Here is a 22741-nt window from a genome sequence, read left to right on the forward strand (position 1 = left end):
CAGGTGCGAGGAGAGCGGATGCCCCAGGACTGGCTGTGGTTCGGCGGGCGGCCGAGCGTGGATCTGCTCAACACGCTGCGCGACCGGGACACCTCCCCGCGTGATCAACTGTGCACTCCGGAGGACCTCGTCGACTGGCTGCGCCTCGCGCGCGTCGCGACGGTCGACAGCGCGACGGAGGAGCACGTGCTGCTCGCCGGGACGCTGCGCTCGGCGGTGGACCGGGCCGTGCTGACCGGCGTTCCGACGCGGCGCGACGTCGCGACGATCAACCGGCACGCGCGCCGCTTCCGCGCCGTCCCGCCGCAGCTGCGGTTCGCCGACGGCGTGCTGCTCGCCCGCGCCGGCGTCCCCGAGGACCCGGCGGGCGCGGCCCTGGGCCTGGTGGCGATCGACGCGATCGACGTCCTCACCGCCGGGCAGCCCGTGCGGGTGTGCGCCGCGACCCGGTGCGGCGTGCGGTTCGTGGACCACTCGCCCGCCGGGAACCGCCAGTGGTGCTCGATGGCGCGCTGCGGCAACCGCGAGAAGGTGCGGTTGCACCACGCGCGCCGCCGGCTCAGCCTCTGACCGCACCCCCTTCCGGCACTTGGTATAGACCAATGGGTGCTCGATGCCGCAGGATCACCACTCGTGCACACGAGGAGCGTGGTGGCCGTCGACGTCGGCGGCACCGAGACCAAGGCGGCGCTGTTCACCGGCAGCGGTGACGACGTCGTGGCGGTGGCGCGGCAGCGGCTCGCCACCCCGAGGACGGGCGACGGCGCCACCACGGCCGACGCGGTGGTCGAGACGGTGGCCGGTCTGGTCGCCGCGCTCGGCGAGCGCGCCGGGCGGCCGGTCGACGCGGTCGGCCTGGTCGTGCCGGGCGTCGTCGACGAGGAGGCGGGCACCGGCGTCTACTCGGCCAACCTCGGCTGGCGCGACCACCCGTTCCGCGCGAGGCTGAGCGAGCGGGTCGGCCGTCCCGTCGCGTTCGGTCACGACGTCCGCGCGGGTGGTCTCGCCGAGGTGCGGCTCGGCGCGGCTCGCGGCCTGCGCGACGCGGTGGTCCTGCCGATCGGCACCGGGATCGCCGCCGCTCTGGTGGTCGGGGGCCGGGTGCTGGCCGTGGACGGCGAGATCGGCCACGTCGACGTCGGTCACGGCGAGCCGTGCGGCTGCGGGAGCACCGGCTGCGTCGAGGCACGCGCCTCCTCCGCCGCCATCGCCCGCCGGTTCACCGCGCGCACCGGCCGTCCGGTCGCCGGAGCAGCGGACGTCGCCGCCCTGGTCCGAGCGGGTGAGAAGGACGCGACGGTGGTGTGGCGCGAGGCCGTGGACGCCCTCGCCAGGGGAATCCTGGTCCTCGCGGCGCTGCTCGGTCCACGGGCGGTGGTGCTCGGCGGCGGGCTGGCCCTGGCCGGCGACCTGCTCGTCGACCCGCTGCGCGAGCGGCTCGACGAGCTGACGACGTTCCACCGCCGACCCGAACTGCGGCTGGCGGCGCTGGGCGACGAGGCGGGGTGCCTCGGCGCGGCGCTGCTCGCACTCGACACCCCGGAGGAGAAGAGATGAGCACGCGGGACGACCTGCCGGACGTGGTGCTGACCGGCGGCCGGGTGGTGACGCCCACCGGCGTGCTCGACGCGGGCTGGCTGAGCGTGCGCGACGGCCGCATCACCGGCGTCGGCGACGGCGAGGCGCCGCGCGGGCCGGTGGCCGACGTCGCGGGCGCCTGGCTGGTGCCGGGGTTCGTCGACGTCCACTGCCACGGCGGTGGCGGCGAGGCGTTCACCAGCGCCGATCCGGAGCACGTGCGACGCGCGGTGCGGGCGCACCGCAGGCACGGCACCACGACGGTGCTCGCGAGCCTCGTGTCGCGGCCGGTGCCCGAGCTGGCCCAGCAGGTGTCCGCCCTGGCCGAGCTGGTGCAGGACGGCCTGCTCGCCGGAATCCACCTGGAGGGCCCGTTCCTGTCGGCCGCGCGCTGCGGCGCGCACGACCCGGACATCCTGTGCCCGCCGGACCGCTCGTCGGTGGAGAAGCTGCTCGCCGCGGGTGGCGGCGCGGTGCGGATGGTGACGATCGCCCCCGAGCTGGAGGGCGCCGTGCGGGCGGTGCGCCAGCTCCGCGACGACGACGTGCTCGCCGCGATCGGGCACACCGACGCCACCGAGGCGCAGGTGCGGCCGGTCGTCGACGCCGGCGCCACCGTGGCGACGCACCTGTTCAACGGGATGCGCCCGCTGCACCACCGCGAGCCGGGCCCGATCGGCGCGCTGCTGGACGACGAGCGCGTCACCGTCGAGCTGATCTGCGACCTGGTCCACCTGCACCCCACGACGGTGCGGCTCGCCGCGCGGCACGCCGGTCGCGACCGGACCGTGTTCGTCACCGACGCCATCGCGGCGGCCGGGGTCGGCGACGGCGTGTACGACGTGGGCGGGCTGGAGGTGCGCGTCGTGGACGGCGTGCCGACGCTCGCCGGGGGCACGGCGCTCGCGGGCAGCACCCTGACGATGGACGCGGCCTTCCGCAACGCCGTCGTCGGCTGCGCGCTGACCGTGGAGGAGGCGGTGCGCGCCACCTCGACCCGCCCGGCCGCGCTGCTGGGCCTGTCCGGCGAGCTCGGCGAGCTGCGGCCGGGACTCGCCGCGGACGTCGTGGTGCTCGACGACGAGCTGCGGCCGCGCCGGGTGATGAGCCGCGGGCGGTGGGTCGAGGACTGACCACCGATCGCACCTCCCGCGCGGTGCGGAGTGGGTTAACGTCGCAGCGTGAGCGACGAGCAGGAGCGGTTGCTGGCCGACGCGCTGCGCGCCCAGGCGACCAGCGCGAACGTGGCCGTGCCCCAGCGGACGGAGGACGACCTCCTCCCGTGGGAGCCGCGGTCGCCGTTCCACGTGGGCTCCGGCTTCCACACCGCTCCGAGCTTCAGCCCGGTGGCCGGCCACCACGCCGCGCCGCGGCACCAGCCGGGACCGGCGCGTCCCCGGCTCACCGCCGGACGGGTGCTGTGGGTGCTGCTGCTCGCCGTGCTGCTGGGCCTGGCCGCCGGCGGCGGCGCGGCGCTGTTCACGCTGCCGCCGTGAGCCGGTCACCCTGAGCTGCGGTCCGCTCACCCGGCGGGGACGGACGCCGGGGAAGCACCTGTACCGTGTGCGGCGTGACCGGCGCGATCACCACCTCAGTTGCCCTCGGCCCAGACTGGCTGAACCCCGAGATCCTGCTGCGCGGCCTCGGGCCGTACATGCTGGTGGGACTCTGCTTCATCATCTTCGCGGAGTGCGGCCTGCTGGTCGGGTTCTTCCTGCCGGGCGACTCCCTGCTGTTCACGGCCGGGCTGTTGACCGCGACCGAGGTCCTGGACTACCCGCTGTGGCTGGTCGCGCTGCTGGTGACGGTGTGCGCGCTGGTCGGCAACGTCGTGGGCTACTACATCGGCCTGCGCGCCGGGCCCGCCCTGTTCAGCAAGCCGAACTCGAAGATCTTCAAGCGCGAGTACGTCGAGAAGACCGAGGAGTTCTTCGAGAAGTACGGCGCCCGCGCGATCGTGATGGCGCGCTTCGTGCCGATCGTCCGCACGTTCATCACCGCGATGGCCGGTGTCGGGCGGATGGACGCGAAGAAGTACTTCACCTACTCGGTGATCGGCGGCGTCGCGTGGGCCGGTGGCCTCACCGTGCTGGGCTACTTCCTCGGCCAGATCCAGTTCGTGCGCGACAACATCGAGATGATGCTGATCCTCATCGTGCTGATCTCGGTGGTGCCGATCGTCGTCGAGGTGATCAAGGCCAAGCGCGAGAAGAAGAACGTCCTCCAGGTGGAGGCCGAGGACATCACGCAGCAGATGGAGCGGATCGAGCTGGACGACGACCGCACCCAGCAGTTCCCGCGCATCGGCGACGCCTGATCCGAACGCGCACGGGTGCGGGCCGCCAGCGGCGGCCCGCACCCGTCAGGCCGCTCGACCGGTCCCGAGCAGGTCGTGCACCGCGCGCAGCAGCGTCTCGCGGACGACCTGCGGATCGTCCAGCTCTCCGCTCTGCAACGCCCCGTCCCGCAGCAGCACCAGCACCCGCGCCGCGTGGTCGGGCTCCGGGTGCCCCGCCCCGGCCAGCAGGTCGCGCAGCACGCCGGAGAACCAGGCGCGGTGCTCCGCTATCGCCACGCGCACCTGGTGCGCCGGGTCCGGGTACTCCGCGGCGGCGTTGAGGAACGCGCAGCCGCGGAAGTCCTGCCGGCAGGTGTCGTCACCGATCAGGTCCACGACGCTCAGCAGCGCCGCACGGCCGCCGCTCGTCCCGGTGATCGCGTCGACGGCCCGCCGGATGCCCTCGCTGCGGGCGCGCAGGTACGCCTCGACCAGGTCCTCCTTGCTGGGGAAGTGCCGGTAGAAGGTCGCCCTGGTGATGCCGGCCTCGGTGACCAGGCGGTCCACCCCCACGGTGTGGACGCCCTCGGCGTAGAACAGCCGCGAGGCGGTGCGCAGCAGCCGCTCCCTGGGGTGGAGCGTGCTCTCTACGACTGGAGTCATGTGCACACCATACGGAAAGACCGGTCGTTCTAGCACACGTTCGCCCCCGTGGAACCGTGCTTCTCCTCACGTTGCGCTCCGGGTGAGAACCGTTAGTGTTCTCAGCAGAAAGACCGATCGTTCTCTCTCTACTCCCCGAGGAGCCCACCGTGAACGCCAAGCGCCTGATCGGCCTGTCCGCCGCCGCCGTCGGGGTCGCCGCGACCCTCGCCACGACCACCGCCTCCGCCACCCCGGACCGGGGCGACCGCGACCCGAAGCCCACCGTGGTCCTGGTGCACGGCGCCTTCGCGGACTCGTCGAGCTGGAACGACGTCGTGTCGCGGTTGCAGAAGCGCGGCTACCCGGTCCTCGCGGTGGCCAACCCGCTGCGCGGCCTGGAGTCGGACGCCGCCCACGTCGCCGACGTGGTCAACAGCGTGCCCGGCCCGGTGGTGCTCGCGGGCCACTCCTACGGTGGAGCGCTGATCACCCTGGCCGCCACCAGCACGCCGAACGTCCGCGCCCTGGCCTACGTCGCCGCCTTCCAGCCCGACACCGGCGAGAGCGCGCTGGGCCTGTCCGGCCAGTTCCCCGGCTCGAAGCTGGGGCCGGACACCACGAACGTCCTGGACCACGGCGGCGAGCCGGAGCTGTCGATCAAGCCGGCGGACTTCCGCGAGGTCTTCGCGGCCGACGTGCCCGCCGCGGACGCCCGCGTCATGGCCGTCACCCAGCGCCCGGTCGCCCAGCAGGCGCTGGCCGCTGGCCTGCCCGGCACGCCCGCCTGGAAGTCGCTGCCCTCCTGGGCCCTGATCGCCACGCAGGACAACGCCATCCCGGCGGCGGCGCAGGAGTTCATGGCCGAGCGCGCGGGCTCCCACGTCGAGCGCGTCCGCGCCTCGCACGCGGTGTCGGTGTCCGAGCCGGGCGCCGTGACCGACCTGATCGTCGAGGCGGCTCGCGCCACCCGCTGACCCCACGCCCCCACGCGGCGTCGCGGCTCCGGCCGCGGCGCCGCGTCAGCGCGCGTCGAACATCGAACCGGGGTTGAACAGGTGGTGCGGGTCCAGGGCGTTCTTGATCTCCCGGTGCACCCGCAGCCCCACCGGGCCGATCTCCCTCGCCAGCCACTCGCGCTTGATCTTGCCCACGCCGTGCTCGCCGGTCACCGTGCCGCCGAGCGACAGCCCCAGCGCCAGGATCTCGTCGAACGCGCGCCGGGCGCGGGCGAACTCGTCCTCCGACGCGGCGTCGTAGACGATCGTCGGGTGCATGTTGCCGTCGCCCGCGTGGCCGACGACGGCGATCCGCAGGCCCACCTCGGCGCTGATCCGCTCGCAGCCGCCGATCAGCTCGGCGATGCGGGTGCGCGGCACGCAGACGTCGTCGGTGAGCCACGCGCCGTAGACCTCCAGCGCGGGAAGCACCGCCCGGCGCGCGGTGAGCAGGTCGCGGCCCTCGGAGACGTCGTCGGTCGAGTGGACGAGGTCGGCGCCGCTGGACGCGCACACCTGCTCGATCGCGGCCAGCTCGCGCCGCCCGGCCTCCGCGCCCGCGTCGGACTGGCAGATCAGCAGCGCCGCGCAGCCCGGCCCGGCTCCCAGTTCGGTGCGCAGGTACCGCTCGACGGCCTCGATCGACGAGCGGTCCATGATCTCCATCAGCGAGGGCACGATCCCCTCGCGCACGACGCGGCTCACGGCGGCGCCGGCGGCGGCCGTGGTGCTGAACGCGGCCACGAGGGTGGCGGGGGCCTGCGGCAGGGGGCGCAGCGCGAGAGTCGCCTTCGTGATCACGCCGAGCGTGCCCTCGCTGCCGACGAACAGCTTCGTCAGGTCGTAGCCCGCGACGCCCTTCACGGTCCGGCGGCCGGTGCGCAGGACCTCGCCGTCGGCGAGGACGACCTCCAGGCCGAGCACGGAGTCCGTGGTGACGCCGTACTTGACGCAGCACAGCCCGCCCGCGTTGGTGGAGAGGTTGCCGCCGATCGTGCACCAGTCGTAGCTCGACGGGTCGGGCGGGTAGAACAGCCCGTGCTTCTCCACGGCCGCGCGCAGGTCCAGGTTGACCACACCGGGCTCCACGACGGCCAGCCGGTCGTCGGGGTCGATCTCCAGGATCGCGTTCATCTTCGTCGTCACGAGGACGACGCAGCCGTCGACGGCGTTGGCCGCTCCCGACAAGCCGCTTCCGGCTCCGCGCGGAACGATGGGCACGCGGGCCCTCGCGCACGCCCGGACGACGGCCTGGACCTCCTCGACCGTCCTCGGCAGGACGACGGCCAGTGGTGACCCGTACGGGGCCAGGGGCATCATGTCGCGCTCGTAGCTCGCGGTGACCTCGGGGTCGGTGACGACGCCGGTGTCGCCGAGAGCCGCGCGCAGTTCTGCGATCACGGACTCCACCAGACCAAACTAAACCCGATCAGGCGATACGCGTCACACGAGTTCGCCGGATCGGAGGACAACACGTGGTCGCAGCGTCCGCCGCCCCCAGCGACCAGCCCGTGCTCCAGGCGCTCCGGGGCGGCGGCGACAGCGGCGGTGTGCTGTCGGACTCGTCGTTCCTCCTGCGCGCCGACCAGCGGCTGGCGCGGCCGTTCCCGGAGGCTTGGCCGAGTCGATCACCCCGGTCCTCCTCGGCGGCGCGGCCGTGGCTGACGGCCACCGGCGGCCGGTGGATCGCGCGCGGAGGCCACCTCGTGGTGAGCGCGGGAATCGCCGCGATCGGCAGGGCGTTGCAGGTGGTGCTCGGACGTGCAGACCACGCGCTTCCCGGAGCGTGATCCCCGGTCTGCCGGCGCTGCGGCGTGGCGGTGCGCCGAGGGGTCGTACCGCCACGCCGGAACGCGGGTTTCCCGAAGCGTTCTCGTGAAGGCCGCGTCGCCGTCGTCGCATCTCGACGTAGGCTGGCCGGTGTGCTGGTGTCCGAATCGTCAGAAATTCTCGCGTTCGGTCCGCTGGACACCGCGGGTCCACTCGCGGTGTGGCTGATCACGCTGAGCTTCGTGTTCGTCGAGTGCGCGTTCGTGTTCGGCCTGTTCCTGCCGGGTGATTCGCTGCTGTTCGCGGCCGGTGTCGTGCTCGCCCAGCACGACGGCGCGCTGAGCGCGTGGCTGCTGTCCGGCGCCGCGATGGTGGTCGCCGTCGTGGGCAACCAGGTCGGCTACCAGGTGGGCAAGCACACCGGCACCCGTCTGCTGGCCCGCAGGGGCGGTCGCATCCTGAACCGGGAGAACCTGGAGCGGGCGCGGGACTTCCTCGACCGCCGCGGCTTCTGGGCGATCGTGCTGGCCAGGTGGATACCGTGGATCCGCACGCTGGCGCCGATGATCGCGGGCGCGGCGAGGATGGACCCCAAGCGGTACCTGCTCGCCACCACGCTGGGAGCGCTCGCCTGGGTGCCCACCCTGGTCCTCGCCGGGTACTACGGCGCGGGTCTGCTGTCGGCCGTGCCGCACCTGGAGACCGTCGCCGTCGTGGCCAGCATCGCCTTCTTCGTCGTCGGCACGGCGTACGGGATCTACCGCTACCGCCAGGAGATGCACAAGCCGGTCGACGAGACCGCCTCCGTCGACTCAGTCGCTCGCTAGACCCCGCTTCAGCGCGGCGCCGATCTGGACGGCCCTGCGGCTCTGCACGGCCATCGAGGCCAGCGCGGTGTCGTCCGGCGGGGTCTGCCCGTTGTTCGACGTGAAGCTCGCGCCGTAGGGGTTGCCCGCCTGGAACTGCACGGGGTCGACGTAACCGGGCCCGACGATGACCGCGCCCCAGTGGTAGAAGGTGTTGTTGATCGCGAGGACGGTCGACTCCTGGCCGCCGTGCGCGGTCGCCGCCGTGGAGAACGACGAGGCGACCTTGTTCACGAGCTTGCCCTCGGCCCACAGCGGACCCGTCTGGTCGAAGAACTGCTTGAGCTGCGCCGCGGGCAGGCCGTAGCGGGTGGGGGCGCCGAAGAGCAGCACGTCGGCCCACACGAGGTCGTCCAGCGTCGCCTCCTGCACGTCGCGCGTCTCCTCGACGTGCGACGCCCAGCCCGCGTTGGACCCGATCGCCTCCTCCGGTGCCAGCTCGCGCACCTTGCGCAGCCGCACCTCGGCGCCCTCGCCCTCAGCCGCTGCGACGGCGGCCCGCGCGAGCTTGTGCGTGCCGCCGGTCGCCGAGTAGTACACCACCGCGACCCTGACCCGATCGGTCATCGGACTCCTCCTTCGACTGGTCCGGCAGGGCTACCCGGCCAGGGGAGGACGAATCCAGTCGATCGGGTCAGAGCACCTCGCCCACGACCAGGTCCGCGCCCGCGCGGGAGGCGTTGACGGCGAGCGCGTTGACGTGGTCGCTGCCGCGCGTCGACCGCTCCTCGGCCTCCTCCCGGCTGCGCCCGTAGCGCACGTGCCGCTCGACGAGCCGCCGCAGCCGCACCTCCTCGTCGATCAGCAGGAACCACGCCTCGTCCAGCACGAGCCGCACGCGCTTCCACCTGTCCTGGTTGAGCAGCAGGTAGTTCCCCTCGGTCACGACCAGCGGCACCTCCGGGGACACGGGCACCGCGCACGCCACCGGTTCCTCGATCTCGCGGCGGAACTCCGGCGCGTAGACGAGGTCCGGCCCGGCGGACTTCAGCCTGGCCAGCAGGTCGACGTACCCGGACACGTCGAACGTGTCGGGCGCGCCCTTGCGCTCGGCGATCCCCAGCCGCTCCAGCTCGCGCTGCGCGAGGTGGAAGCCGTCCATCTCCACCAGCGCCGCCGACCCGCCCAGCGCCTGCACCAGCCGGCGGGCGAGCGTGGACTTGCCCGAGCCGGGAGCGCCGCAGATGCCGAGGAGCCTGCGCTCCCCGGTCGCGGCCAGCACTCCCGCCCGCTCCACGAGGTCGTCGAACCGCACCCGCTGTCCCGTCACGCTCGAACCCCTCGTTCCGCCGTCGTGCGCGTCGTCCACCCGCACGGGTGACCGCTGTCGCTCCAGGCTGTCAAACCCCGGACCGGGGCACCACCCCGACCGGCCGACACGTCTCCGGACGCGTGTGAAGCCCGGGACCAGCGGGTACGTTCGACGGGCAATCGCTTGCGCACGCGACCGACCGACCGAGCGCTCTGCTGAGGGGAGTGGGGCGGATGACCACGATGCGGGACGTCGCCGCGCTCGCCGGTGTCTCGATCACCACGGTCTCGCACGTGCTGAACGAGACGCGGCCGGTCGCCCCCGACACCAGGGCGCGCGTGCAGCGGGCGATCGAGGAGACGGGCTACACCGGTGACGCCATCGCGCGCTCGCTGGTGACCGGCGGGACGACGACGCTGGGGCTGGCCGTGTCGCTGGTGTCGCACCCCTACTTCGCCGAGCTGATCGCCGCGATCGAGGGCGAGGCGACCCGCGCCGGGTACACGCTGGTCCTGATCGACACGCGGGACACCGCCGAGTCGGAGCAGGCGGCCGTGCGGATGCTGCGGTCGCGCCGGGTGGACGGGCTGCTGCTCACCCCCGGCGCCGGCGCGGGCGGCGCGGTGCTGCCCGAGCTGAAGCGGCTGGGCATCCCGACGGTGCTGGTGGACCGGCTGACGGTGAGCCAGGACCTCGACCAGGTGGGCCCGGAGAACGTGCAGGCCACGTCCGCGCTCGTGCGGCACCTCGCGGAGCGCGGGCACCGGCGGATCGGGCTGGTCAGCGGCCAGCCGGGGCTCGCGACGACCGACGAGCGCGTGCTGGGCTACCGGCTCGGGCTGGGTCGCGCCGGGTTGCCGTGGGACGAGGAGCTGGTGGCCCACGAGGGGGTGCTGGGACGGCTGCTGGCGCTGGAGTCCCCGCCCACGGCGGTCGTGGCGGGCGAGCACACGGTGCTCACGAGCGTGCTGCACGAGGTGCGCGCCCGCGGCCTGCGCATCGGCGCCGACCTGGCGCTCGTCGCCTACGGCGAGGTGGAGTGGGCCGAGCTGGTGGACCCGTCCCTGACGACGATGGCGCAGCCCGTGGAGGAGATCGGCCGCACCGCCGTGCGGCTGCTGCTGGCCAGGATCGGCGATCCGCAGCGTCGGCCGGAGACGATCCGGCTGGCTCCCGAGCTGCGGCACCGCCGCTCCTGCGGCTGCGCCTGACGGCTCACGGCAGGACGCCGTTGCGCTCCAGCAGAGCGGCGGCCTCCAGCGCCGTCCAGCCGCCGAGCTGCACCGACAGGTCGCGCTCCGGCAGCGCGTCCGCCGCGGTGGGCGTCCGCGGGTGCTCGGTCCACTCCGGTCCGAACAGCGGTCCCCCCGCGGCCACGCCCCTGGTCCGCCACACGGCCTCCGCCGAGGCGTGCACGAGGTCGGCCGCGAGCCGGGCGGTCTCCGCGCGGTCGGGGTCCAGCCGCGGCACGGCCAGCGCGACCTGCGCGAGGTAGCGGGTGAGGATGCCGCTGAACAGCCCGCCGTCGCCACCGCCGTGGCCGCGCAGCACGCCGTCGGTGGCCAGGTGCTCGTGCACGGCGGTGACGGTCCTGGCGACGCGGTCGAGCTGGACGGCGGGGTCTCCGGCCTCCGCGACCTCGACGCACGCGCCGGCGAAGACGCCCTGGCAGTAGGTGTAGACGACCTTCTCGACGTCGCGGACCGTCCCGTCCGGGTTCACGTGCAGCCCGTCCCAGACGAGGCCGGAGCCGGGGTCCACGAGGTGCTCCTCGATCCAGTCGACGCCCGCGCGGGCGCGGTCGAGGTCGGCGGTGTCCCCCGCCGCCCGCCCCAGGCGTGCCAGCAGGATCGCCGCTGGGCCGTTGGCGGGGACGTTCTTGAAGTCGTCCCCGCGCCGCCACCAGACGCCGCCCCCGGCGTGGTCGGTCCACCCCGAGCGGAGCTGCGCCGCGATCCGCCCCACCGCCTGCGGTCTGGCCGCCTCCCCCGCGTCGGCCGAGCGGGTCAGCGCGAGCCCGAGCCACGCCACGTCGTCGTAGTACTCGTTGGTCCAGCCGCCCAGGTTGCGCGTCCGGATGCCGCGCACGAGCCGCCGGATCGCCGAGCTGCGGGCCGGGGTCGGCGAGCGCAGCTGCGCGTCGACGAGGCAGTCGAGCAGGTGCGCCTGCCACCAGTAGTTGAAGCGGGTGTGCAGCCGCGCGGTGAGCCCGGCGGGCCAGCCCGCCGTGCCCAGCAGGGTTCCCGGCACGCTCCACACCCGTGTGAGGTGCCTGGACAGCACGGCGCGCTCGGCGACACCGGCTCGCGCGGTCAGCAGCATCGGAGTGGAGCTCTGGGCGGTCACCGCTCCATCGTCACCACTTGACCGATTCAGGCGCGCGGCGGAGTCACCAGGCGGCGTCGAGGTCCGCGTGCTGACGCACCCAGGTGTGCATCACGATCCCGGCGGCGACCCCGGCGTTGACCGACCTCGTGGACCCGAACTGCGCGATGGACACGAGCAGCGACGCCGCCTCGCGGGCCTCCTCCGTCACCCCCGGCCCCTCCTGCCCGAACAGCAGCAGAGCGCGCTCCGGCAGCTCCACCAGCTCCAGCCGCCGCGACCCCGGCGTGTTGTCCACGGCCACCAGCTCCAGGTCGTGCTCACGGGCGAAGGCCACGAGCGACGCGACGTCCGCGTGGTGGTGCAGGTGCTGGTAGCGGTCGGTCACCATCGCGCCGCGGCGGTTCCACCGCTTGCGGCCCACGACGTGCACGGCCCGCGCGGCGAACGCGTTGGCCGTGCGCACGACCGTGCCGATGTTGTGGTCGTGCTGGAAGTTCTCGATCGCCACGTGGAAGTCGTGCCGGCGCGCGTCGAGGTGCTCGACGACGGCCTCCCGCCGCCAGTAGCGGTAGGGGTCGACGACGTTGCGGCGGTCGCCCTCCGCGAGCAGTTCGGGGTCCCAGTGCTCACCCTCCGGCCACGGGCCCTCCCAGGGCCCCACGCCGACCTCGTCAGTGCGCACCCACTCCGTGGGCCCGGCTTCCCGAGCCCCCGGTCCGTCGTTCACCGCGCCACCTCAGCCACATCCCGCACCACGACACCAGCACCACCGACGCGACCAGGAGCTGCACGCCCACGGCCGCGGAGTCGGGGTACAGCACACCATCCACGTAGGTGTCGATGAAACCCGCCTCCAGGCGCGGCAGGCCGGCGCGGTCGCGGAAGTAGTTCTCCGCGAAGGTCAGCGGGCAGGCGATCGGGAACGCGACGACCAGCAGTCCCCACGTCGCCATCGCGAGGTGGGCGTAGAACACCTGCTTCCACCGCCACGCGGCGAATCCCCCCACCACGAGGAACAGCAGGACCGCGAAGTGCACGACCACGACGACTTCCACCAGCGCTCGGGCCACCATGTGGACCTCCCCCCGTTCCAGACTAGAACGGGATCACCTGCGAGCGCTGCCACTAAACGTGAACTTCATCCACGTGGCAGAGCGGGCCACGGAACGCGAGCGCACAGGTCGAGGAGCAGGTCCGCGAGCTGGTCCAGGGGGGTGAGGGCGGCGGTGCCGGGCACCACGGCGGCCACGGTGTGCTCCCCGAAGAGGATCGCCGCCCCGGCGGCGCGCGGATCGGCGACCAGGGACCGGCCGACCCCGGTCGCCAGCCACGCGGCGGCGAAGCCGGGGTGCAGGCGGCGCAGCTGGAAGCGCGCGTCGAGCAGCGGGTCACCGGTGTCGACGGGCTCGTCGAGCGGCTGCCACACGCCGTCGCCGCGCGGGGTCAGCAGCAGCCACGGACCGGGCACCGGCCGGGGCGCGACGACGACCACGTGCGGCACGTAGGCGCCTGAGCCGGGACCGGTGGTGCGGAACAGCACCTCGAACGCGAGCACGGACACGCCCCGCCGCTGCCCGACGAGCTGCGCGCGCACCCGCTGCTGCTCGCCCTCCAGCAGGCGGGCGAGCTGCGGCAGGAGCAGGGGGAACCCCTGGTCCTGCGCGGCGAGCCGCCACCGCGCCGCGAGCCGCCGCCGCCGGGCCCGGACGACCAGCGCCACCACGAGCCCGGCGAGGACGAGCACGCCGAGCAGGACCGCGACGAGCATCAGGCCAGGCCGAGGTCCGCGAGGTCGAGCAGGTGGCGGTAGGGCAGCCCGGCGTCCTCGACGACTTCCTTCGCACCGGTGCCGCGGTCGACGACGGTGGCGACGCCCACGACGGTCGCACCGGCCTCGCGCAGCGCCTCCACGGCGGTGAGCACGCTGCCACCGGTGGTGGAGGTGTCCTCCACGGCCAGCACGCGCTGCCCGGCGACCTCGATGCCCTCGATGCGGCGCTGCATGCCGTGCTGCTTGGTCGCCTTGCGCACCACGAACGCGTCGAGCACGTCGCCGTCGGCCGCCGCGGCGTGCATCATCGCGCAGGCCACCGGGTCCGCGCCGAGGGTGAGCCCGCCCGCGGCGACGTAGTCCCAGTCGGCCGTGAGCTGCCGCAGCAGCCTGCCGATCAGCGGGGCCGCCGCGTGGTGCAGCGTCGCCCGGCGGAGGTCGACGTAGTAGTCGGCCTCCTTGCCGGAGGACAGGGTGACCCTGCCGTGGACCACGGCCAGTTCGCTCACCAGTCGGGCCAGTTCGGCCTTGGCGTTCGCGTCGAGAACCACTTCAGTCCGCACGGTGGCAAAGCCTCGCACACCGCTCGGACGGGTGGCGGACGTGGTGACGGTGTCGGGCGTCGCACCGCCACCGCGACCGCGCTACCAGGCGTCCTGCGTGAAGTTCGACGGGCCGTCGTCGTCGGGGTCGGACGACCGCGGACGGCCGGACTCCGCGACGTCCTCCGGGTCCTGGCCGTCCTCCAGGGCGCGGTGGGCGCGCTGGAGGTCGGGCACGGACGTGGCGAGCGCGCTCTGCACTCCCGCGTCGTCGAGCGCGCGCCCGGAGGCGACGTCGCTCCAGGTCAGCTCACCCGCGTCGACCCGCCGCTGGAGCTCGCGCAGCTCCTTCGGCGCGTCGCGCCCGCGCGCGGCCCGCTCGATCTCGGCCAGGTCCTGCGGGGTCAGGCCGCTGGACCTGGTCCGCACCCGCGACGCCTCGGCCGCGGTCCGCTCGACACCGGCGATCCCGGCGTCCACCCGCGCGACGAGCGCGTCCAGCTTCGCCCGGTCGTAGGGGAACGTCACCGTCCACCTCCACCGCTCGGCGCGGGAGCGGGAGCCGGGGCGGGCGCGGGAGCCGGGGCGGGGGCCGGAGCCGGAGCCGGGCCACCGCCGCCTCCCGCGCCGCTGCCGTGGCGGCCGTTCGCGGCGACCCCGGCCTTGCCCAGGCCGTAACCGCCCATCGCCACGCCGAACGCGCCGGACTTGGCGGCCGACACGCCGTTGTCGTACTTCTGCTTGGCCTCCTGGGCGTCGTCCAGGGAGTTGGCGGCGTCGTTGACGCTGCGCACGTCCTTGATCTTCATGATCGCCGTGCCCATGGCCCTGATGCCGTCGACCATGCCCCGCACGCCCTCGATGAGCGTCTGGATCGAGATGATGATCTTGCGGATGGCGTCCACGATCTGGATGGCGTCGTAGACCATCCACACGGCCTTGCCCCAGCCCACGACCGGGATCCACGCGGTCATGGCGGCCTCGACGAGCTTCGTGACGAGCATGTCGAGCAGCGTCAGCGCGATCTTGGTGGCGCTGCGGCAGGTGTTGGCCATCGACTGGAACTTGTTGCCGACGAGGCGGGCGACCTGCGAGTCGGCCTCGACGGCGATCGTCCACATCGCGCTGATCCTGCGGTCGAAGTTCTGCGCGGCCTCGCCGTCCCAGTGCGGGTCGAGCTCGCCCAGGCCGCCGTTGAGGTTGTTGCGCACGGCGTCGAGCGCGCCCGCGACCTGGTCCCAGGCGTTCGCGTTGGCGTCGATCTTCTCGAAGTCGCCGACCAGCGGGTTGATCAGCGTCTCGACCAGGTTCTCGCCGGTGACCTTCTCGTAGACCCAGTTGACGCCCTGGATCTTCCACCCGGCCGCCTCGATCAGCTCCTTGGTGGACTGGCGGCCCGGCCGGTTCTCCGCGGCCTTGCTCAGCGCGGCGGAGACGTCCTCGACGTCGGCGTAGGCGCCCATCACTCGCCCCCGATCTTCAGGTCGGCGGCCGCGCGGCCGGTGCGGCTGACGGCCGTGGCCCGTGCCGCGTCCATCTGGGCGTAGCGGTCGGCCGCCGTCGTCAGAGCCGCGGCGTCCTTCACCATCTGCTGGTTGGCGAAGTCGAGCGTCTCGGCGTACAGCTCGGCGACACCGGTGACGACGGGGTGCAGCAACGTGAGCAGCCCGGTGAACCCGGCCGTGTCGCCCCCCCTGCTCACCGCGTGGCCGCGGATCGCCGTGAAGTGCTGGGCGTTGCGTTCGAGCAGACCGGCGTAACCCCGGAGCTCGTCGGGAACGACGTGGAACTTCTCACCCACGACTGGGACCCCTCCTCGCGATGACTGGACTCGACGTCCGACGCGGCGAGGGGGCGCGCGGTTCCCTCAGGTGCGGCCGCGGCCACCGGCGCGGGACGCGAGCGCCCGCACCAGGCGGCGGGGCAGCAGGCCGACGAGCGTCACGATGCCCCGGTACAGCGCGCTGGGGATCGAGACGACCTTCCCGGCCCGCAGGTCGGCCAGCCCGTCGTGGACGACCCGGTGCGCGTCGAGCCACAGGAAGTCCGGGCTGCCGGACACGTCGATCCGCGCGCGCTCGTGGAACTCCGTGCGCGTGTAGCCGGGGCACAGCGCCATCACGCGGACGCCCGTGCCCGCGACGGACGCGGCCAGCCCCTCGGACAGGGCCACGACCCACGCCTTGTCGGCGCTGTAGGTGGAGCCGCGGCCCGGCAGGAACGCGCTGACGCTCGCCACGTTGACCACGTCACCGCGGTCGCGGGCGAGCATCCCCGGCAGCACGGCCCTGGTGAGCTGGAGGACGGCGGTGACGTTGACGTCGAGCTGGGCCTGGAGGTCGCCCGGCGCGGCCGCGGTGAACTCGGCGGCGTTCGCGAAGCCCGCGTTGTTGACGAGCAGGTCGACCGGGGCGTCCGGGTCGGCGAGGCGCTCGGCGACCCGCGCGCGGCCGGCCTCGGTGGCCAGGTCGGCGACGAGGACGCTCGCGTCGACCCCGTGCCGGGCGTGCAGCTCGGCGGCCAGGGCCTCCAGGACGGGCGCGGTGCGCGCGACGAGCACGAGGTCGTACCCCTCGGCGCCGAGCCGGCGGGCGAACGCGGCTCCGATACCGGCGGTGGCGCCGGTCACCAGTGCGGTCGGCATGGAGGGCAGGCTATCCGGTGCGGCCGGGCACCGTGCGCTCCGCGACCCGGAACACGACCTAGCTGCTCTTGCGGCCGAACGTCGGCCGGTAGACCTCTCCGCCGGTCTCGCCGTCGCCGTCCGCGTCGAACGGGTCGACCACGTCGGCGAGTTCGCCGAGGTCGCGCAGGAGCCGTTCGAGCCGGGCCGGGCTGGAGCCGGGAGGGGCCGCGGCGAGGACCCAGTCGCCCTCGATCCAGACGACCGTCACGTCCTGGCCGATCTCCTCGGCGGCGTCCACGAGGTCGGGGGTGATCAGCTTGCGGGCGGCGGGCAGGTCGGTGACGAACGCGTAGCGCTGGCCGACCGGTCCCATCAGCTCGGGCATCTGGTCGCGCTGGAACGGCACGCTGGGCAGCCACAGCTCGACGACCACGGGCAGGGCCCGCCGGCACCGCACGGCCACCAGCACCGAGTTGACCTTGCCGCCGGTCTCGTGGTCGAGCACGTACACCTGGCGGCGGCCGTCTGCGGTGAACGTCGTGCCCGCGACGACGTCGCGGGCCGTGCCCGTGCCGTAGTACGCGATGGCGCCGCTCTCCCACCGGGTGGGCAGCACGTGGTCGGACTCCTCGAACTGCCACCCGCGCAGTGCAGCCCACCTGCGTCGTTCGCGATTTCGTGCGGTTCTCTGCGCCCGATCGGTGGCGAGCAGGGCGAACCCCGCCACACCCGCGATCGCGGCGACGGTGAACCAGACCCACGCCGGTATGCCCACAGGGGGAGGGTAGCGGTGCCGGGCGTCAATACGAAGATCGCTGGGGGCGCGCCCGCGAGGAACACCTCGATCCGTTACCTCGCGCGAGCGACCGGCCGCGCGGCCCGCGACCTCCCGATCACCGCGCAAGCCCAGCTCAGGGGCACCGGGACGCCGAACGGCACCGGGGCCGCGGAGAACTCCGCGACCCCCGGTGCCGAGTCGATCACGATCCGACGACCAGTCCCGAGCTGTCGTGCAGCACGTCCACCCGGACGGTGTCGCCGTCGCGGACCTCGCCGGACAGCAGCCCCTTCGCGAGCTGGTCGCCGATGGAGGACTGCACCAGCCTGCGCAGCGGCCGGGCGCCGTAGACCGGGTCGAACCCGTTGAGCGCGAGCCAGTCCCGCGCGGCCGGGCTGACGTCGAGCGTCAGCCTGCGCTGCGCCAGGCGCGCGGCGAGCCGGGCGATCTGGATGTCCACGATGGACGTCAGCTCCTCGGTGGCGAGCTGGTGGAACACCACCACGTCGTCCAGCCGGTTCAGGAACTCCGGCTTGAAGTGCGTCCGCACCACGGCCATGACGGCGTCGCCGCGCTGCCTCTCGTCCAGCACCGGATCGGCGATGACCTGCGATCCGAGGTTCGAGGTGAGCACCAGGATCGTGTTGCGGAAGTCGACGGTGCGGCCCTGGCCGTCGGTCAGGCGGCCGTCGTCGAGCACCTGGAGCAGCACGTCGAACACGTCCGGGTGAGCCTTCTCGACCTCGTCGAGCAGCACCACGGAGTACGGCCTGCGCCGCACCGACTCGGTGAGCTGACCGCCCTGGTCGTACCCGACGTACCCGGGAGGGGCGCCGACGAGGCGGGCCACCGAGTGCTTCTCGGAGTACTCGCTCATGTCGATGCGGATCATGGCGCGCTCGTCGTCGAACAGGAACTCGGCCAGCGCCTTCGCCAGCTCCGTCTTGCCGACGCCGGTCGGCCCGAGGAACAGGAACGACCCGGTCGGCCGGTCCGGGTCGGCGACCCCGGCGCGGGTGCGGCGCACGGCGTCGGACACCACGCGCACGGCCTCGGCCTGGCCGACGACGCGGCGGCCCAGCTCGTCCTCCATGCGCAGCAGCTTCGCCGTCTCGCCCTCCAGCAGCCGCCCGGCGGGGATGCCGGTCCACGCGCTGACGACGTCGGCCACGTCGTCCGGGCCGACCTCCTCCTTGAGCATCACCGAGGAGTCCATGGTGGACCGGGTGGCGGCCTCCAGGTCCTTCTCCAGGGCGGGGATGCGGCCGTAGCGCAGTTCGGCGGCGCGTCCCAGGTCACCGTCGCGCTCGGCCCGCTCCGACTCGCCGCGCAGCTGTTCGAGCTGCGTCTTGAGGTCGCGGACCTTCTCGATGGCGCCCTTCTCGTTCTGCCAGCGGGCGGTCAGCCCGGCGAGGGTCTCGCGCCGCTCGGCCAGCTCGCCGCGCAGCGCGGCCAGCCGGTCGCGGGAGGCGGCGTCCTCCTCCTTGGCCAGCGCCATCTCCTCGATCTCCAGCCTGCGCACCGAGCGCTCGACCTCGTCGACCTCCACGGGCCGGGAGTCGATCTCCATGCGCAGCCGGGACGCGGACTCGTCGACCAGGTCGATGGCCTTGTCCGGCAGGAAGCGGGAGGTGATGTAGCGGTCGGACAGCGTCGCGGCCGCGACCAGGGCGGCATCGGTGATGCGCACGCCGTGGTGCACCTCGTAGCGCTCCTTGAGGCCGCGCAGGATGCCCACGGTGTCCTCGACGCTCGGCTCGCCGACCAGCACCTGCTGGAAGCGGCGCTCCAGAGCCGGGTCCTTCTCGACGTGCTGGCGGTACTCGTCCAGCGTGGTCGCGCCCACCATGCGCAGCTCACCGCGCGCCAGCATCGGCTTGATCATGTTCCCGGCGTCCATCGCGCTCTCGCCGGTGGCACCGGCCCCCACGATGGTGTGAAGTTCGTCGATGAACGTGACGACCCGGCCCGCGGAGTCGGTGATCTCCTTGAGCACGGCCTTCAGCCGCTCCTCGAACTCGCCGCGGTACTTGGCGCCCGCGACCATCGAACCCAGGTCGAGCGCCACGACGCGCTTGCCGCGCAGGGACTCCGGCACGTCACCGGCGACGATGCGCTGCGCGAGCCCCTCGACGATGGCGGTCTTGCCCACGCCGGGCTCGCCGATGAGGACCGGGTTGTTCTTGGTGCGCCGGGACAGCACCTGCACGACGCGGCGGATCTCCGAGTCGCGGCCGATGACGGGGTCCAGCTCACCGCGGCGAGCCCGCTCGGTCAGGTCGACGCCGTACTTCTCCAGCGCCTTGTAGGTGCCCTCGGGGTCGGGGCTGGTGACGCGGGCCGAGCCGCGGACCCCGGCGAACGCGTCGCGCAGCGCGTCGGGGCTCGCGCCGTGGCGGCGCAGCAGGTCGGCGACCTGGCCGCCGTGCTGGGCGAGGCCGACCAGCAGGTGCTCGGTGGAGACGTACTCGTCGCCCATCTCGGTGGCGAGCGACTGCGCGCCGCTGATCACGCGCACGGCGTCGCGGGAGAGCTGCGGCGCGGACACGGTGGAACCGCTCGCGGCCGGCAGCGTCCTGGACAGCTGGTCGAGCTCCTTGCGGACCAGGTCGAGGTCCGCGCCCACTGCCGACAGCAGGGGCGCGGTCAGGCCGTCGCCCTGCGCCAGCAGCGCTCCCAGCAGGTGCACGGTGCCGACGTCCGGGTGCCCGGCCAGCGTCGCGGCCTGCACGGCCGAGGACACCGCCTGCTGCGTCTTCGTGGTCGGGTTGAAAGCGTCCATTCCTCACCTCGTCGCCGGAGAACTCCTGCGGGCGGCGTCCCTCTCCGCACCGTCGTCCTGCACAACGTCAGAAAAGTTGAGTCCGTTCCGCTCAACTGTACGAGATCGCTGTGGTCTGCCGCACAGCGCGCGGGCCGAGCAGCGCCCGCCACGCCCCGCGCCGGGCGATCACCGGGCCGCCTACCGATCCGGACGACTCCGGGGTGCCGTGTTGCTCAGCGCAGCGGGGTGACCGGCGACCGCCCGAGCCGGGTCACCCACTCGGCGCAACGCGTTGTCCACACCAGGGGCGGAGTTGTCCACATTCCGCTGGTGAGAATCCACAGGCGCTGACGAGATCGTGTCCGTCTCGATCACGCCAGCCACCGGCCGGGTGACGCTGCTGGCGCTGGCAGTGCTGTCGGCGCTGTCGGCGCTGTCGATCGAGGTGCGCAGCGGCACCTCCTCGATCAGCAGCACGGCGACCAGGGTGAGCACCGCGATCCCGGCGGCGATGAGGAACAGCGTGCCCATCGCGTCGCCGTAGGCGGCGCGCACGACGGTCTCGACCGGTCCCGGCAGGCTCTCCAGGTCGAGGGTGCCGCCCGCGGACGCGCTCGCGCCCGGCGGCAGCCCGAGGGCGGTCAGGCCCTCGCCGATCTTGACCGGCACCCCGGCGGCGAACACCGCGCCCAGCACGGAGACGCCGGCGGTGCCGCCGAGGGAGCGGAAGAACGTGACCGTGGAGCTGGCGGCGCCGAGGTCGGCGAGGCCGACGCCGTTCTGCACGGCGAGCACCAGGTTCTGCATGGTCAGCCCGAGACCCACGCCCACGAGCAGCATGTAGCCGCTCATCAGCACGAGGTTCGTCTCGTGGTCGATCGTGGCGAGCAGCCCCAGCCCGGCCACGAGCGAGACCGCCCCGCCGACCAGGAAGCCCTTCCAGCGGCCGTAGCGGGAGATCAGCAGCCCGGAGATCGTGGACGCCAGGGTCAGCCCGGCGACCAGGGGCAGGGTCAGCAGACCGGCCTTCGTCGGCGAGAAGCCGCGGGCGAGCTGGAAGTACTGGCCGAGGAACACCGACGCGCCGAACATGCCGGTGCCGACCGCGACGCTGCCGATCACCGCGAGGGTGACGGTGCGGCTGCGGAACAGCCGCAGGGGCACGATCGGCGACGACGCGCGGCTCTCCACGAGCAGGGCGAGGCCGAGCACGACGAAGGACGACAGCAGGTAGACGAGGGTGGAGACCGACAGCCAGGCGAAGTTCTTGCCCGCGAAGGACACCCACAGCAGGAGCAGGCTCACGCCACCCGCGATGAGCGTCGCGCCGAGGTAGTCGATCTTCACGTGCTGCTTGACCACCGGCAGGCTCAGCGTCTTGGAGAGCACCACCATGGCGATCACGGCGAGCGGCACGCAGACGAAGAAGCACCAGCGCCAGCCGAGCGCGGGGCTGTCGACGACGAACCCGCCGACCAGCGGACCGCCGACGGTGGCCGCGGCCATGACCGCGCCCGTGTAACCGCTGTACCGGCCCCGCTCGCGGGGGCTGACCAGCGCTCCGATGATCACCTGGGCGAGCGCCTGCACACCGCCCATGCCGAGGCCCTGGACGGCGCGGAACGCGATGAGCTGGCCCATGTCCTGCGCGAGCCCGGCCATGACCGAGCCGACCGTGAAGATCGCGATGCTGAGCTGGTAGAGCCGCTTCTTGCTGAACAGGTCGGCGAGCTTGCCCCAGATCGGGGTGGTCGCGGTCGACGCGAGCAGCATGGCCGTGATCACCCAGGTGTACTGGGTCTGCGTCCCGTCGAGGTCCGCGAGGATCGTCGGCAGCGCGTTGGCGACGATGGTGGAGCTGAGGATCGCCACGAGCAGGGCGAGCAGCAGGCCGGACAGCGCCTTCAGGATCTCCCGGTGCGCGGCCTTCGCCCGCGCGGCGTCGGGAACCGGCGGCGCGGCGGGGGTGGCGAGGGCGGTCACCCGGCGTCTCCCGTCTTCAGCAGCCGGTCGCGGACGACCCCGGAGAGGGCGCCGAAGTCCCGCGCCACCTCCCGCACCCGCTCGTCGGGCCAGTCCTCCAGCGCCTGCTGGACGAATCCCGCCTGCGCGTCGCGCCACCGGTCCACCAGCGCTCCTCCCCTCTCCGTGACCGAGATGAGCTGCACCCTTCCGTCGTGCTCGTCGGGACGCCGGCGGACGAGCCCGGCGCGTTCCAGTTGAGCTGTCTGCCGGCTCACGACGGAGGTGTCGACGAACCGGTGCGCGGCGAGGTCGGACACGCGGCACTCGCCGCGCCGGGTCAGCTCGGCGAGCAGACCTCCGGCGGCGGGGTGCAGTTCGTGCTCCTCCCACACGCGGGTGGTGATCGCGTTCTTGAGCTGGAACACCACGTGGAGCTGCCGCAGCAGTTCCAGGCAGTTCTCCCTGGTGGGACCCATGTCCACCCTCCTGTTAGTTGCCAATGACAACTATAAGATCAATAGTTGTCCTATGCAACCTTTCTGGCTGTGACGTGCGAGACCGCACGCGCGGGCGAGCACGGGTA

Annotated in this window: 26 protein-coding genes; 9 read left to right on the plus strand and 17 right to left on the minus strand. The window is 73.3% G+C overall.

The features are described from left to right. The first annotated feature begins 18 nt into the window (after window positions 1-18). The 5 genes from IMZ35_RS08495 (at window position 19) to IMZ35_RS08515 (ending at window position 3895) form a co-directional block, all read left to right on the plus strand. Window positions 19-570, plus strand: a complete 552-nt coding sequence (locus IMZ35_RS08495) for a CGNR zinc finger domain-containing protein (protein WP_199440443.1) — start codon at window positions 19-21, stop codon at window positions 568-570. Window positions 571-633: 63 nt separating this feature from the next. Continuing rightward, window positions 634-1557, plus strand: coding sequence for an ROK family protein (locus IMZ35_RS08500; protein ID WP_307867862.1), 924 nt, complete (start codon window positions 634-636; stop codon window positions 1555-1557). Next, window positions 1554-2711, plus strand: a complete 1158-nt coding sequence (nagA, locus tag IMZ35_RS08505; RefSeq protein WP_199440444.1) for an N-acetylglucosamine-6-phosphate deacetylase — start codon at window positions 1554-1556, stop codon at window positions 2709-2711. Before IMZ35_RS08500 ends, nagA begins: the two co-directional genes overlap by 4 nt. Before the next feature lie 48 nt (window positions 2712-2759). Then, window positions 2760-3074, plus strand: a complete 315-nt coding sequence (locus IMZ35_RS08510) for a hypothetical protein (RefSeq protein WP_199440445.1) — start codon at window positions 2760-2762, stop codon at window positions 3072-3074. Window positions 3075-3139: 65 nt separating this feature from the next. After that, window positions 3140-3895: a DedA family protein gene (locus tag IMZ35_RS08515; protein ID WP_199440446.1), complete on the plus strand. Its 756-nt coding sequence runs from the start codon at window positions 3140-3142 to the stop codon at window positions 3893-3895. A 45-nt stretch (window positions 3896-3940) separates the two neighbouring features. Here the strand turns inward: IMZ35_RS08515 and IMZ35_RS08520 are convergent, their stop codons facing one another. Continuing rightward, window positions 3941-4519: a TetR/AcrR family transcriptional regulator gene (locus IMZ35_RS08520; protein WP_199440447.1), complete on the minus strand. Its 579-nt coding sequence runs from the start codon at window positions 4517-4519 to the stop codon at window positions 3941-3943. Between the two features lie 149 nt (window positions 4520-4668). Here IMZ35_RS08520 and IMZ35_RS08525 point away from each other — a divergent pair, with 149 nt between their 5' ends. Further along, window positions 4669-5475 (plus strand): alpha/beta fold hydrolase, encoded by an 807-nt coding sequence (locus IMZ35_RS08525; protein ID WP_307867863.1) that lies wholly within the window; start codon window positions 4669-4671, stop codon window positions 5473-5475. Window positions 5476-5520: 45 nt separating this feature from the next. Here IMZ35_RS08525 and IMZ35_RS08530 read toward each other — a convergent pair whose 3' ends face one another. Beyond that, window positions 5521-6906, minus strand: coding sequence for an FAD-binding oxidoreductase (locus IMZ35_RS08530; protein ID WP_438816840.1), 1386 nt, complete (start codon window positions 6904-6906; stop codon window positions 5521-5523). Window positions 6907-6971: 65 nt separating this feature from the next. Between IMZ35_RS08530 and IMZ35_RS08535 the strand changes: the two genes are divergently transcribed. Together IMZ35_RS08535 and IMZ35_RS08540 are read left to right on the plus strand one after the other, a co-directional pair. Continuing rightward, window positions 6972-7286 carry a hypothetical protein gene (locus IMZ35_RS08535; RefSeq protein ID WP_199440448.1) on the plus strand — a complete coding sequence of 105 codons (315 nt, stop codon included), beginning with the start codon at window positions 6972-6974 and terminating at the stop codon, window positions 7284-7286. A 132-nt stretch (window positions 7287-7418) separates the two neighbouring features. Beyond that, window positions 7419-8093 (plus strand): DedA family protein, encoded by a 675-nt coding sequence (locus tag IMZ35_RS08540; protein WP_199440449.1) that lies wholly within the window; start codon window positions 7419-7421, stop codon window positions 8091-8093. On the opposite strand, the gene wrbA is transcribed toward IMZ35_RS08540, so the two are convergent. Next, on the minus strand, window positions 8079-8699 hold the full coding sequence (wrbA, locus tag IMZ35_RS08545; protein WP_199440450.1) for an NAD(P)H:quinone oxidoreductase: 621 nt from the start codon (window positions 8697-8699) through the stop codon (window positions 8079-8081). The genes IMZ35_RS08540 and wrbA overlap by 15 nt on opposite strands. Before the next feature lie 67 nt (window positions 8700-8766). Then, the gene (locus tag IMZ35_RS08550; protein ID WP_199440451.1) at window positions 8767-9402 is read right to left on the minus strand and encodes a nucleoside/nucleotide kinase family protein; all 636 of its coding nucleotides are present in this window, start codon (window positions 9400-9402) and stop codon (window positions 8767-8769) included. Window positions 9403-9617: 215 nt separating this feature from the next. Between IMZ35_RS08550 and IMZ35_RS08555 the strand changes: the two genes are divergently transcribed. Continuing rightward, on the plus strand, window positions 9618-10595 hold the full coding sequence (locus IMZ35_RS08555; RefSeq protein WP_199440452.1) for a LacI family DNA-binding transcriptional regulator: 978 nt from the start codon (window positions 9618-9620) through the stop codon (window positions 10593-10595). A 4-nt stretch (window positions 10596-10599) separates the two neighbouring features. Here IMZ35_RS08555 and IMZ35_RS08560 read toward each other — a convergent pair whose 3' ends face one another. The 13 genes from IMZ35_RS08560 to IMZ35_RS08620 form a co-directional block, all read right to left on the minus strand. Further along, complete coding sequence (locus tag IMZ35_RS08560) at window positions 10600-11706, minus strand: glycoside hydrolase family 76 protein (protein ID WP_199440971.1); 1107 nt, start codon at window positions 11704-11706, stop codon at window positions 10600-10602. A gap of 67 nt (window positions 11707-11773) precedes the next feature. Beyond that, complete coding sequence (locus tag IMZ35_RS08565) at window positions 11774-12394, minus strand: TrmH family RNA methyltransferase (protein ID WP_307867864.1); 621 nt, start codon at window positions 12392-12394, stop codon at window positions 11774-11776. Then, window positions 12384-12785: a DUF2784 domain-containing protein gene (locus tag IMZ35_RS08570; RefSeq protein WP_199440454.1), complete on the minus strand. Its 402-nt coding sequence runs from the start codon at window positions 12783-12785 to the stop codon at window positions 12384-12386. Before IMZ35_RS08570 ends, IMZ35_RS08565 begins: the two co-directional genes overlap by 11 nt. Before the next feature lie 65 nt (window positions 12786-12850). Further along, window positions 12851-13480, minus strand: a complete 630-nt coding sequence (locus IMZ35_RS08575) for a hypothetical protein (RefSeq protein ID WP_199440455.1) — start codon at window positions 13478-13480, stop codon at window positions 12851-12853. After that, entirely contained in the window at window positions 13480-14034 is a 555-nt protein-coding gene (pyrE, locus tag IMZ35_RS08580; protein ID WP_199440972.1) for an orotate phosphoribosyltransferase, read from the minus strand. Before pyrE ends, IMZ35_RS08575 begins: the two co-directional genes overlap by 1 nt. Window positions 14035-14127: 93 nt before the next feature. Next, window positions 14128-14553, minus strand: coding sequence for a hypothetical protein (locus IMZ35_RS08585; protein WP_199440456.1), 426 nt, complete (start codon window positions 14551-14553; stop codon window positions 14128-14130). Next, a complete protein-coding gene (locus IMZ35_RS08590; RefSeq protein ID WP_199440457.1) occupies window positions 14550-15488 on the minus strand; it encodes a WXG100 family type VII secretion target in 939 nt (312 codons plus the stop codon). The genes IMZ35_RS08585 and IMZ35_RS08590 overlap by 4 nt, the downstream gene beginning before the upstream one ends. Next, window positions 15488-15826, minus strand: a complete 339-nt coding sequence (locus IMZ35_RS08595; protein WP_199440458.1) for a hypothetical protein — start codon at window positions 15824-15826, stop codon at window positions 15488-15490. Before IMZ35_RS08595 ends, IMZ35_RS08590 begins: the two co-directional genes overlap by 1 nt. Window positions 15827-15892: 66 nt before the next feature. Further along, the gene (locus tag IMZ35_RS08600) at window positions 15893-16669 is read right to left on the minus strand and encodes an SDR family NAD(P)-dependent oxidoreductase (RefSeq protein ID WP_199440459.1); all 777 of its coding nucleotides are present in this window, start codon (window positions 16667-16669) and stop codon (window positions 15893-15895) included. A 58-nt stretch (window positions 16670-16727) separates the two neighbouring features. After that, on the minus strand, window positions 16728-17426 hold the full coding sequence (locus IMZ35_RS08605) for a TtfA family protein (RefSeq protein ID WP_199440460.1): 699 nt from the start codon (window positions 17424-17426) through the stop codon (window positions 16728-16730). Between the two features lie 205 nt (window positions 17427-17631). Then, the gene (gene clpB, locus IMZ35_RS08610; protein ID WP_199440461.1) at window positions 17632-20211 is read right to left on the minus strand and encodes an ATP-dependent chaperone ClpB; all 2580 of its coding nucleotides are present in this window, start codon (window positions 20209-20211) and stop codon (window positions 17632-17634) included. A gap of 180 nt (window positions 20212-20391) precedes the next feature. Continuing rightward, window positions 20392-22176: an MDR family MFS transporter gene (locus IMZ35_RS08615; protein ID WP_199440462.1), complete on the minus strand. Its 1785-nt coding sequence runs from the start codon at window positions 22174-22176 to the stop codon at window positions 20392-20394. Then, window positions 22173-22634: a MarR family winged helix-turn-helix transcriptional regulator gene (locus IMZ35_RS08620; RefSeq protein WP_199440463.1), complete on the minus strand. Its 462-nt coding sequence runs from the start codon at window positions 22632-22634 to the stop codon at window positions 22173-22175. Before IMZ35_RS08620 ends, IMZ35_RS08615 begins: the two co-directional genes overlap by 4 nt. Between the last annotated feature and the right edge of the window lie 107 nt (window positions 22635-22741).

This window comes from Umezawaea beigongshangensis (assembly GCF_016464305.1).
GTDB lineage: Bacteria > Actinomycetota > Actinomycetes > Mycobacteriales > Pseudonocardiaceae > Umezawaea_A > Umezawaea_A beigongshangensis.